At 50.9% G+C, this 9,799-nt stretch carries 13 protein-coding genes; 11 read left to right on the top strand and 2 right to left on the bottom strand.

Annotated elements, in window-relative coordinates; translation table 11 throughout:
- Both Q7V06_RS01710 and Q7V06_RS01705 read right to left on the bottom strand, forming a co-directional pair.
- The coding region (locus tag Q7V06_RS01710) for an HPP family protein (protein ID WP_304837147.1) at positions 1 to 455 on the bottom strand (455 nt) is incomplete at its 3' end.
- The gene (locus Q7V06_RS01705; protein WP_304837144.1) at positions 452 to 1,015 is read right to left on the bottom strand and encodes a cyclic nucleotide-binding/CBS domain-containing protein; all 564 of its coding nucleotides are present in this window, start codon (positions 1,013 to 1,015) and stop codon (positions 452 to 454) included. The genes Q7V06_RS01710 and Q7V06_RS01705, both read right to left, overlap by 4 nt.
- Before the next feature lie 264 nt (positions 1,016 to 1,279).
- Between Q7V06_RS01705 and Q7V06_RS01700 the strand changes: the two genes are divergently transcribed.
- The 11 genes from Q7V06_RS01700 to Q7V06_RS01650 form a co-directional block, all read left to right on the top strand.
- Positions 1,280 to 1,873 (top strand): Era-like GTP-binding protein, encoded by a 594-nt coding sequence (locus tag Q7V06_RS01700; RefSeq protein ID WP_370650793.1) that lies wholly within the window; start codon positions 1,280 to 1,282, stop codon positions 1,871 to 1,873.
- A 5-nt stretch (positions 1,874 to 1,878) separates the two neighbouring features.
- Entirely contained in the window at positions 1,879 to 2,253 is a 375-nt protein-coding gene (locus Q7V06_RS01695) for a DUF2073 domain-containing protein (protein WP_304837138.1), read from the top strand.
- A gap of 6 nt (positions 2,254 to 2,259) precedes the next feature.
- Complete coding sequence (locus Q7V06_RS01690; RefSeq protein ID WP_304837135.1) at positions 2,260 to 2,646, top strand: Zn-ribbon domain-containing protein; 387 nt, start codon at positions 2,260 to 2,262, stop codon at positions 2,644 to 2,646.
- 225 nt (positions 2,647 to 2,871) lie between these two features.
- Complete coding sequence (locus Q7V06_RS01685) at positions 2,872 to 4,041, top strand: KamA family radical SAM protein (protein ID WP_304837131.1); 1,170 nt, start codon at positions 2,872 to 2,874, stop codon at positions 4,039 to 4,041.
- A gap of 230 nt (positions 4,042 to 4,271) precedes the next feature.
- Positions 4,272 to 4,730 (top strand): 30S ribosomal protein S15, encoded by a 459-nt coding sequence (locus Q7V06_RS01680; RefSeq protein WP_304837128.1) that lies wholly within the window; start codon positions 4,272 to 4,274, stop codon positions 4,728 to 4,730.
- A gap of 3 nt (positions 4,731 to 4,733) precedes the next feature.
- Positions 4,734 to 5,942, top strand: a complete 1,209-nt coding sequence (locus Q7V06_RS01675) for a DHH family phosphoesterase (protein ID WP_304837125.1) — start codon at positions 4,734 to 4,736, stop codon at positions 5,940 to 5,942.
- 2 nt (positions 5,943 to 5,944) lie between these two features.
- Positions 5,945 to 6,214, top strand: coding sequence for a KEOPS complex subunit Pcc1 (locus Q7V06_RS01670; RefSeq protein ID WP_304837122.1), 270 nt, complete (start codon positions 5,945 to 5,947; stop codon positions 6,212 to 6,214).
- A gap of 8 nt (positions 6,215 to 6,222) precedes the next feature.
- Complete coding sequence (locus tag Q7V06_RS01665) at positions 6,223 to 6,837, top strand: 30S ribosomal protein S3ae (protein ID WP_304837120.1); 615 nt, start codon at positions 6,223 to 6,225, stop codon at positions 6,835 to 6,837.
- A 58-nt stretch (positions 6,838 to 6,895) separates the two neighbouring features.
- Positions 6,896 to 8,131 (top strand): 2,3-bisphosphoglycerate-independent phosphoglycerate mutase, encoded by a 1,236-nt coding sequence (locus tag Q7V06_RS01660; protein ID WP_304837117.1) that lies wholly within the window; start codon positions 6,896 to 6,898, stop codon positions 8,129 to 8,131.
- Positions 8,132 to 8,145: 14 nt separating this feature from the next.
- Entirely contained in the window at positions 8,146 to 8,988 is an 843-nt protein-coding gene (locus tag Q7V06_RS01655; RefSeq protein ID WP_304837114.1) for a polymer-forming cytoskeletal protein, read from the top strand.
- Positions 8,985 to 9,799 (top strand): hypothetical protein (locus Q7V06_RS01650; RefSeq protein ID WP_304837110.1); only part of this gene is annotated, 815 nt, incomplete at its 3' end. The genes Q7V06_RS01655 and Q7V06_RS01650, both read left to right, overlap by 4 nt.

Below are 9,799 nucleotides of genomic sequence, written 5' to 3'. Positions count from 1 at the left end.
ATGAGGGAGTATACCTTCTGCATGCTGTCTTCTGCGTCACAGCAGATGACATGTTTCGTCATTGAATCTTCTGTCAGTCCGTTGATCTCATGGCGTGAGACCAGAATAGGAAAGAGATCACGGAGCAGTATTGCTCCAATGAACTTTCCATCATCTCTAATGACTGCGGTGCTATCCACTCCGGCCTTAAGGATGGCTTTTGCCACCTCTTCAAGAGTGGTCTCCATGGTAACGGCGGCCGCCTCACGGATAAACCCTGAGATGGTCACGTTTGATCGGGTATCGGTGACTTTAAGGACATCTGTGATGTCTATCATCCCGGCAAGGTGCTGCTTTTCATCGGTGATGTAGATTTCACGATAAACATCATCACGGAGTACCTGCCGTGCCCGGGTAACATACTCATCTTTATGGAGAGATACAACATCGATCATCAGATCGCGAGCGAGTTTCATGTGATTGACTCCTCATCCCGGCAGACCGGGCAGAGATTCTGGGTATCGATCTCGATGAGATCATCTGACATGCTGCCGCATCGGTCACAAATTCCGGCATGGTAGCTTTCCATCCGGTTGATCACGATCAGGTCACTCATAATCTCGTTGATCTCATTTGCCACACCAAGAATATCCCGGACTGTGATCATTCCGATCACTCTCTGCTCTGAATCCACTACAGGAAGCCGCCTGACCCGGTTCTTCACCATCATCCTGGCGGCATCCGCAATAACGGCATCTGCATCGATTGTGATAAGCGGTGTGCTCATCACATCCTTTACCAGTACTTCGCCGGGCTTTTTGTCTTTTGCCATTACTTTGCAGTTGAAGTCCTCTTCTGTTACAATGCCGATGGGCAGGTTGTTCTGGAGCACGATGCAGCTCCCGACCTCGTCATGACACATCGCTCTTGCTGCTTCGGCTGTTGTTGCATGTGCGTCAATTGTGGTCGGATGGAGTTTCATCACCTCCCGCACCGGGACGCGTGTTTCGAAGTCCATGTTGTCACTTTGTTTCATTGTATCTTCACCTCCTTCATTCGTTCTTAGCTGGTAACACATCTACTATGCCATGCCCATATTAAAATGATTCGTCAGGCAGAGAACTCGATTTTCTCTATAAAAAGGTATACTTCATGCAAAATAGAGATAATAAAGGGGTAGTATTATTAGTATTAGCGAAAAGAGTACTGTTACTATCGCGGATAGAGTTATCATGCATTAAGGGGATGTCAGATGAGTATGTTCGGTCGGGCAAAACAGAGGCTAAGTAAATTTTTTCAGATGTTGTTTCGAAGACAGCGATCCCGGATCGGAATTTATGGGCCACCGAATGCAGGGAAGACCACCCTTGCAAACCGTATAGTTCGGGACTGCTCCGGTGATGCAATAGGGCCTGTCTCCGAGATACCACATGAGACACGCAGGGCACGGCGGAGGGAAGATGTGGTGATCACCGGGGCAAATGGAAACACGCTCGTTCTTGATATTGTAGATACGCCCGGTGTGACGACGAAGATCGATTACCATGAGTTTCTTGAGTATGGTCTTGAGCAGGATGAAGCAATATCACGGGCACGTGAAGCAACCGAAGGTGTTGCCGAGGCGATGCACTGGCTCAGGGAAGATATTCATGGCGTCATTTATGTGATGGACAGCACACTTGATCCGTTTATGCAGGTGAATATCATGATGGTCGGGATCATTGAGAGCCGGAATCTTCCGGTGGTCATCGTTGCCAATAAGACCGATCTCCCGGATGCTGCACCCTCGCGTATCAAGAGCGCGTTTCCACAGCATCCGGTCATCTCCGTATCCGGTCTTGAAGGGACGAATATGACTGAGCTCTATGATCTGATGACAGAGCATTTCGGGTGATTCGGATGATACAGGGAGTACAGATTGAACTTATATCTGCAGACCGGTTATCAAACCTCACCTCAATGGAGAAGATTCGGACGATCCTTGACTCTGTCATGCTAGGTAATATTGTGGTTCTGGAGCGTGGTCTGACTCCGGATGAGCAGAGCAAGCTCGTCGAGGTGACGATGATGGAGATCCGTCCGGGTGGATTTTCAGGGATTGAGATGGAGACATATCCTGGTAAAGAGGCTGAATCAGGCGGTATATTTTCAAGGATCTTCGGTGGGAAGAGACCTCAGGGAAGAATGACGGTGATCGGCCCTGCCGGGCAGCTGAAGATGCTGAAGATAGAACGGGATCGGCTGGTTGCCTGGGCATCCCTCACAGGCAGGTAACACTCTATGCCTCACAAATGCACCCAGTGCGGCCGTGAGTTTCGGGATGGCTCAACCGAGATCCTCAGGGGCTGTCCAAGCTGTGATGGAAAGAAGTTCCTCTATGTCAGCGAGAGGGTGAGGCATAAGGATGTCCTTGAGGATAAGACCATCCAGGAGATCGCTCTTGAGACGAATGAACCGGTCCTTGAAGTGAAGACTCCCGAGAAGAAACATGCCGATATCTATGATCGGGTTGAGAGTGTTCGGATCGTTGGTCCCGGCAGTTATGAGTTGAACATCGAAAAACTTGCGAAAAGCGATGAACGGGTTATCGGTGTTGGAAAAGATGGAAGTTATGTTGTTGATCTCATCTCGATGTCAAAGAAAAAGGACCGGAAAACCAAACGCTAAATCCTCTATAAGTCCTCTATTTTTCATTTAAAGCTCATATAATCACTATCTGCCCTTTGCTACATACCTTTTAAATAATAGAACTCCCTATTGGATATTGATATTTTACAATAGTAGAGATCCCTCGCCTGCGGGTGCATTCTTCTTTGTATGCCCTTTTCCGGAGTGGATCGTTTCGATACATGTGCCTTTTACCTGGTACACATTGTCACGGAGGTGAATTGTATGAAAACACGCTATATTAGATCTGTTGCTCACATACCACAACTCTCAAAGGATGAACGGGAAGAGATCAGTGAGGTTGAGAAGTGGTTCTCATTCACTGCGACCGAATATTATCTGACTCTCATCGACTGGTCAGATCCATTTGATCCGATCCGCAGGCTCATCATCCCTGATCCTGGTGAGATCGAGATGGATGAAGGGGATCTGGATCCATCGGGTGAGTCGACCTATACTGTTGCACCCGGTCTTCAGCATAAGTATGCACGAACAGGTCTTCTGCTGGTCTCGGATCGCTGCGGGGGTCTCTGCCGGTACTGCTTCAGGAAACGTCTCTTTGTTGCAGGATCTGAAGAGGTCTTCCCTGATGTGACTGCCGGAATTGCCTATGTCAGAAAACACCCGGAGGTGACCAATGTCCTCCTCTCGGGTGGTGATCCCCTTATGCTCCCAACAGAAACCCTCAGGCGTATTATAACTGATATCAGGACCATCGATCATGTTCGTATCATCCGCATCGGGAGCAAGATGCCTGCGTACAATCCGATGAGGATCTCAGAGGATCAGGGACTTCTCAATCTTCTGAGGGAATACAGCCTCCCTGACAGGAGGATCTATGTGATGAGCCAGTTCACCCATCCGCGTGAGATCACACCCCAGGCTGAAGAGGCGATCACCGCTCTCCTTTCCGCCGGGGTGATGATACTGAATCAGACACCGATTCTTCGGGGTATAAATGATTCAGGTGAAGTGCTGGCCGAACTCTTCAGAAAACTGTCATTCATCGGAGTGTCTCCTTATTATGTCTTCCAGTGCCGCCCGACACATGGAAATCACATCTATTCAGTACCGCTCGAGGAGAGTTACCGGATATTCGAAGAGGCACGATCCATGGTGTCGGGGATCGCAAAACGTGCACGGTTTGTGATGTCCCATGCGACCGGAAAGATCGAGATAGTCGCCTGTACCGGCGAGTATGTTGTGATGAAGTATCATCAGGCGGCAGATCCCGAAGAGATGGGGAAGGTCATCGTCTGCCGGAGAAACCCCTCTGCATACTGGTTTGACGACTATGTCACATTCATAGATGAATGCAATCTCTCTGCTGTTCATGACGGCCGTTCCACTCAGCCAATCCGTGAGGCGCCGGGGGCAGACACCCTCTCAGAATGAGGTGGTGTCCCCTCCCTTTCCGATACTCTTAATGTCTCATCTGTTCTAGTAGTACGTCGCACATAATGTGCTGGCTGAGGTAAGTCCGACGTGCCCGATGGCACTGCCCATAATGGGGGCTTGGGATTACGACGAGTCAGTTTCGGCTCTTTTCGTGACTTACGGTGAACGGTAACCACCGAACACTCCTGCACCACAAGCGCAGGCAGCTATCAATTACAGAGGTACACATGGCACGAATGCATGCACGACGGAGAGGATCGTCCGGTTCTGTTCGTCCTCACAGGAAGGATGTTCCGGAATGGTCCAATACCGATCTCGCTGAGATCGAGAAGTTAGTCGTCGGAATGAAGAAGGAAGGTCTCTCCTCTTCTCTCATTGGGATGACCCTCCGGGACAAGTATGGCGTCCCCGACATCAAACTTGTGACCGGAAAGCGACTTGGTGCAATCTTTGAGGAGAACGATCTGGTCTCCGAGATCCCAGAAGATCTCAGAAACCTGATGCAGAAAGCTCTTGGAATGCGCAAACACCTTGCGGAGAACAAGAAGGATATCCACAACAAGCGCCAGCTCCAGCTGACCGAGTCAAAGGTCCGCCGCCTGGTCAGGTATTACACTAAGTCTGGAAAGCTCCCGAAAGGGTGGACATACAAACCGGAGACTGCAGAGATTCTCCTGTCACGATAGATTATGCCACTCTCGCCGTCAGCAGAACTACTTGCACAACATCTGCAATCCACAGGCTTTGTGGAGGTCTATGCCCACCACGATACCGATGGGATTGCAGCGGCATCTATTCTCTGTACGGCACTATCCAGATGTCATGTTCCGTTTCATCTTCATATACGTCCAACAATAACAACCGATATGATCCCAATTGATCGGCCCGTTCTCCTCTGTGATTTCGGTTCATCTCTTTCGGATCTTCCGGGATCTACCATGGTTGTTGATCACCACATCCCCTCTTTTACAGGTGAGTTCCACGTTAACCCAAGGCTTCATGGAGTTGACGGGGATCGTGAACTCTCTGCATCGGGGGCTGCGTATCTTGTTGCCCAGCATCTGGGTGATAATCGTGACCTTGCGGGTCTTGCACTCCTTGGGGTAATCGGAGATCGACAGGAGTTCTCCGGGCTGAACCGGGAGATCCTGCATGATGGGATCGCAAACGGGATCATCTCAAGTAAGCATGGTTTCAGGCTTGCGGGTCGGCAGCTCTTTGAACGCCTTCTCCTCTCTACTGATCCCTATCTCCCTGCAATCACCGGCAATGATCCGGTCTGCAGGGTGTTATCCGAGACAGTCGATCCCGGAGTACCCCTTGAAGATGATTCTCTCTTCCTCTCACGTCTTATCCTTGAAGTTGGTGAGGAGGCATCAGAGTATGCGCTCCTCCGCATCTTCGGAGAAGTGTATGATCTGGAACGGGAGGTGATCCCACAGGCCCCTGCCCTTTCAGCAGTTGTTGATGCCTGTGGAAAGTCAGGCCGGGGTGGTCTGGCAGCATCCCTCTGCCTTGGAGATCCTGCGGGTCTTTCGGAGGCATGGGATGTCTTCTCTGCATTCCGGCAGAGGATTATTCAGGGCTTACGATCAGTCGTTCAGATTGAACCGGGCTGGTATCGGCTGGATGATCCAGGAGTTGTATCCGATATTGCAGATCTCCTCTCCCAGGACTTTGTCCAGACCTCTCCGGTCTTTGTCATTGCAGGTGAAGGCGAGGTTTGCCGGGTTTCAGCGAGATCACCGCCCGGCATCGATCTGAACCTTGATACTGTCGTCAGAACGGCGGCATCTTCGGTTGGTGGAAGTGGCGGTGGCCATCTCTCAAGAGCTGGTGCGACGATACCGCATGGGAAAGATGATCTCTTCAGGCAGGCGGTTATGGAGGCGATTTAGGTATGCTGATCGGCTCAGGCAGGATCAGATCCCGCCATTCATTACCCGACTGTGTTGCCGGGAGTCTTTCTCCTGACAATCTTCAGGGTATGGGGACAGTCGTCTCCGGGGAGTATGTCGAGATGGTGATCATCGACAAACCGATCCGATCGCTCACTGCATCGGTGGATGATTATCTGATGAACCTCTCAATTGCAGATGAGCTCTGTTGCGAGAGAATGAACGGAACAAAACTGGATGATGGCATGGATCTTCAGAATAATGGTAATTAGGTGATACGATGGCAAAAAAGAAGCAGATTGGACGAAGAGTCGAAGGGTGGAAGGCGAAGAGCTGGTTCAAAGTCTATACCCCCGAGTCCTTCGGTAAAGTGTATATTGGCGATGTAGTGTCAGCAGATACTGCTAACCTCCTCGGGCGTGTAATGAAGGTCTCCCTCGGTGAGATCACGCAGGACTACTCCAAACAGTACATTAAGATGCTGTTTCGGATCAACCATGTCGCAGGCGATGCAGCATACACCGAGTTCATCGGTCATGAAGTGACCCGGGACTATCTCCGCTCACACGTGAAGCGGCGGACATCGCGGATTGACACCACTCTGACGAAGAAAGTGCAGGGTGGCCGTGAAATTCAGGTGACGCTCACCTGCTTCACTCTGAATCGTGCGAAACTCTCACAGGTTCATGCAATCCGCGCAAAGATGGTTGAGGTTGTCAGCCGTCTTGCAACAGAGATGGACTATGATACCTTCGCGAAGGCTGCCGTAAACGGTGATATATCCCGCGACATCTTCAAAGAATCCAAGACCATCTTCCCGATCCGAAGGATCGATGTGATCAAAAGCGAAGCGGTCAGGACTGCTGCTGAGAAGGCTGCAGCCATCGCCGCATAATTTTTTTTCTTAATCAAGGGGCATACTGATAACATAGTGAGGTAAACTTCTATGCAGGATGACTGCGCAGAAGATACTCCTTATAGTGCTTGATGGGATAGCTGATCGCCCCTGTGATATACTCGATGGTAAGACTCCTCTTCAGGCGGCAGAGACTCCGGTCCTCGATCGTCTCGCGCGAGAAGGCATCTGTGGGATCATGGATACAATAGCTCCGGGTATCAGGCCGGGATCAGATACCGCACACCTGAGCCTCCTTGGATATCCTCCGGAGCGGTACTATACCGGCAGAGGGCCGCTAGAGGCTGAAGGGTGTGGAATCCGTATGGAACCGGGTATGATCGGGTTTCGTGCAAACTTTGCGAGCCTTGATAAGAACGGTTCCATCATCGACCGGAGAGCCGGACGAATCGCATCAACGGGGGTACTCTGTGATGCGATCCGTGAAGGTGTTGATCTCTCGAAATGCGGCGTGGATCTCTTCTTCGAACCTGGTGCCGGCCACCGTGCTGCCCTTGCATTTCGTGGCGAAGGTCTAGGTGCCACTGTCACCTCAAACGATCCGAAGCATGAACAGCTTCCGCCGCTTCCTATCCGGCCGATGACCGAGGCGGGATCTGATCTTCATACCGCAGAAGTGGCAAATGAATTCCTTCGCCAGTCTGCAGATATTCTGGCTGATCATCCTCTGAATAGACAAAGAGCCGAAGATGGTCTCCTGCCTGCCAATGTTGTTCTGATCCGTGGTGCCGGGGTGATGGGAAGGTTTGAGCCCTTTTCAGAGAAGTGGAAGATGACCGGAAGTGTGATCTCGGCTGCGGCACTCATCTCCGGTATCGGGTCTGCTGTTGGTCTTGAACGGGTGAATGTACCCGGCATTACCGGATCTGCCGACTCTGATCTTAACGCAAAGATCAGGGCTGTAGAAAGTGAACTTGAGCGGAAGGATTTTGTCCTTCTGAATATCAAAGGTGCAGATGAGTTTGGCCACGATGGAAAGGCGATCGGGAAGCGTGATTTCATCGAAGTGATTGATGCAGCTCTGACGCCCCTCCTCTCCCGGACCGACATGATAATTGCGATCTGCAGTGACCACACAACACCCTGTTCGGTGATGGATCATTCAGGAGACCCGGTTCCTATCATTATCCGTGGTCCTGGTGTTAGGGTTGACGCTGTCACTGCCTTTGATGAGATCTCCTCTGCCGCCGGGGGTCAGAACAGGATTCGTGGGGGAGATCTTATGCCCATCCTCGTTGATCTTATTAATAGATCAGAGAAATACGGAGCCTGAGGAGCGAAGTTATTATGGAAGAGATCACGCCTGAAGATCCGGCAATACTTAGAGGATGTATAGTACCGGACCGAACAGAGCTTCAGGAACGGATCTTAAAAGCGCCTGGAGATGTCATCGTCGGTGAACATTCACGGATCGAGTATGGTATCTCAGGGTACGACATCTTCATTGCCGAGTCATGTTATCTGAAAGGGGATGTGACAGCAGCAGGGGATCTCAGGATCGGTAATTTCTGTGAGATTGATGGTAACCTTGTCTGCGATGGTGATGCATATGTCGGGGAGGGTGTTGTTATCCGGGGCATGCTCTCTGTGATGGGGAATCTTGATATCGGTGATAATGTCACGATCGAGAAAGGGTTTGATGCACGCGGCGATATTGCGGTTCGAAACCCGATGCCTGTGATCCTCTACATCATACTCTATGTGATGACGATGCTCCGTCTCGACCATGAGGAGGAGATCGACCAGTTTATCGATGATCTCTGTGGAGCAGATGACCATCCCCTTGTCCTCCCTTCACATTCTCTCCTTGACGAGTCAAGGCTTGAGGTTGCGATGCCGATCCAGATCGGATCACACTGCAGGCTCCATGGCCTTATCAAAGGGCCAAAAGCAACAATAGGTTCTGATACGACTCTCTTTGGGAGTATACGGACAACAGATTCGGTCTTGGTCTCCTCAGGTGTGATGATTCATGGAAATGTCGAGGCGAAGAATGATCTTATCATTGAGGAGAATGTCCGTGTACTTGGAAATGTGGAGGGACGCCGGGTGACGATGGATGAGAATGCCACCGTCGAAGGTGTCATCAGGTCGGTTGGTGGGCTGACTATCCGGAGGAAGAAGAAATGAATGTTTCAGAGATATTTGAGGTGCCCACACTTTCGTTTGTTGAGCCGTCGTTTGGGTGCCTGTCGGGGACGGATCACCTCTTCGATCTTCTGGCACTGCCTGTTAAGAGAGATCATGCACGTCTTCTGGTTGATACTGAAGATGATCCGCTTGCTCTTGCACTCTCAGCTGACGGGTCGTCATGGTGGGCGACGACATGCCTGTATCGGCCCCTTACTGGTGAAGAGATCGACAGGTTTGATGAGATCGGCGGTGATCTCTATCAGATTGAACGACCCATCTGGGAACGGGCTGTTCGTCGATCGTTTGCAGCGGAGATCGAATCAACCGTACTCCCGGCCTTTGAAGATGTGCCTCCGGATCGGATCGGGAAACTTGAGTCTCTTATCCATGAAGTATGGGGTGGTTCTGGTTCCGGGCAGTGTATCGACTGCTGTTGCGGCTCCGGAATCGGTTCAGCAATCGTTTCAAAGATGGGGATGGACCCCCTCGCCTATGACAATGATGCCTCACTCATCGCCCGTGGTATCATCAATGGCAGACTCGACCCTGAAGGGACGATCTGTATCGATGGCAGAAATGCCGACGTATTCCTTCCATCCACAGGAAAAGGACTTGGGATCATGCTCGGTGAGATTCATTCATTTGAATCGGAACTCTGGGAGGAGCTCGTGATGGTTCTCTTTGATCTCTGTGACGAGGCATTGATAACGGTAGGAACAGAACCCGAATCTGCGCTTATCGCCGAGTGGGGGGCTTCATGTGGCCGGATGATTGAGGTCTTTGAGAACGAACGTGATCCGATCTATGA

Origin of the sequence: Methanocalculus sp. (assembly GCF_030651615.1) — an archaeon.
Taxonomy (GTDB): domain Archaea; phylum Halobacteriota; class Methanomicrobia; order Methanomicrobiales; family Methanocorpusculaceae; genus Methanocalculus.
This window is presented reverse-complemented; position numbering and strand designations above follow the sequence as displayed.

Coding starts and splice junctions, on each gene's coding strand:
- Q7V06_RS01705 (WP_304837144.1), bottom strand. CDS start 1,015: ATGAAACAAAGTGACAACATGGACTTCGAAACACGCGTCCCGGTGCGG.
- Q7V06_RS01700 (WP_370650793.1), top strand. CDS start 1,280: ATGTTGTTTCGAAGACAGCGATCCCGGATCGGAATTTATGGGCCACCG.
- Q7V06_RS01695 (WP_304837138.1), top strand. CDS start 1,879: ATGATACAGGGAGTACAGATTGAACTTATATCTGCAGACCGGTTATCA.
- Q7V06_RS01690 (WP_304837135.1), top strand. CDS start 2,260: ATGCCTCACAAATGCACCCAGTGCGGCCGTGAGTTTCGGGATGGCTCA.
- Q7V06_RS01685 (WP_304837131.1), top strand. CDS start 2,872: ATGAAAACACGCTATATTAGATCTGTTGCTCACATACCACAACTCTCA.
- Q7V06_RS01680 (WP_304837128.1), top strand. CDS start 4,272: ATGGCACGAATGCATGCACGACGGAGAGGATCGTCCGGTTCTGTTCGT.
- Q7V06_RS01675 (WP_304837125.1), top strand. CDS start 4,734: ATGCCACTCTCGCCGTCAGCAGAACTACTTGCACAACATCTGCAATCC.
- Q7V06_RS01670 (WP_304837122.1), top strand. CDS start 5,945: ATGCTGATCGGCTCAGGCAGGATCAGATCCCGCCATTCATTACCCGAC.
- Q7V06_RS01665 (WP_304837120.1), top strand. CDS start 6,223: ATGGCAAAAAAGAAGCAGATTGGACGAAGAGTCGAAGGGTGGAAGGCG.
- Q7V06_RS01660 (WP_304837117.1), top strand. CDS start 6,896: ATGACTGCGCAGAAGATACTCCTTATAGTGCTTGATGGGATAGCTGAT.
- Q7V06_RS01655 (WP_304837114.1), top strand. CDS start 8,146: ATGGAAGAGATCACGCCTGAAGATCCGGCAATACTTAGAGGATGTATA.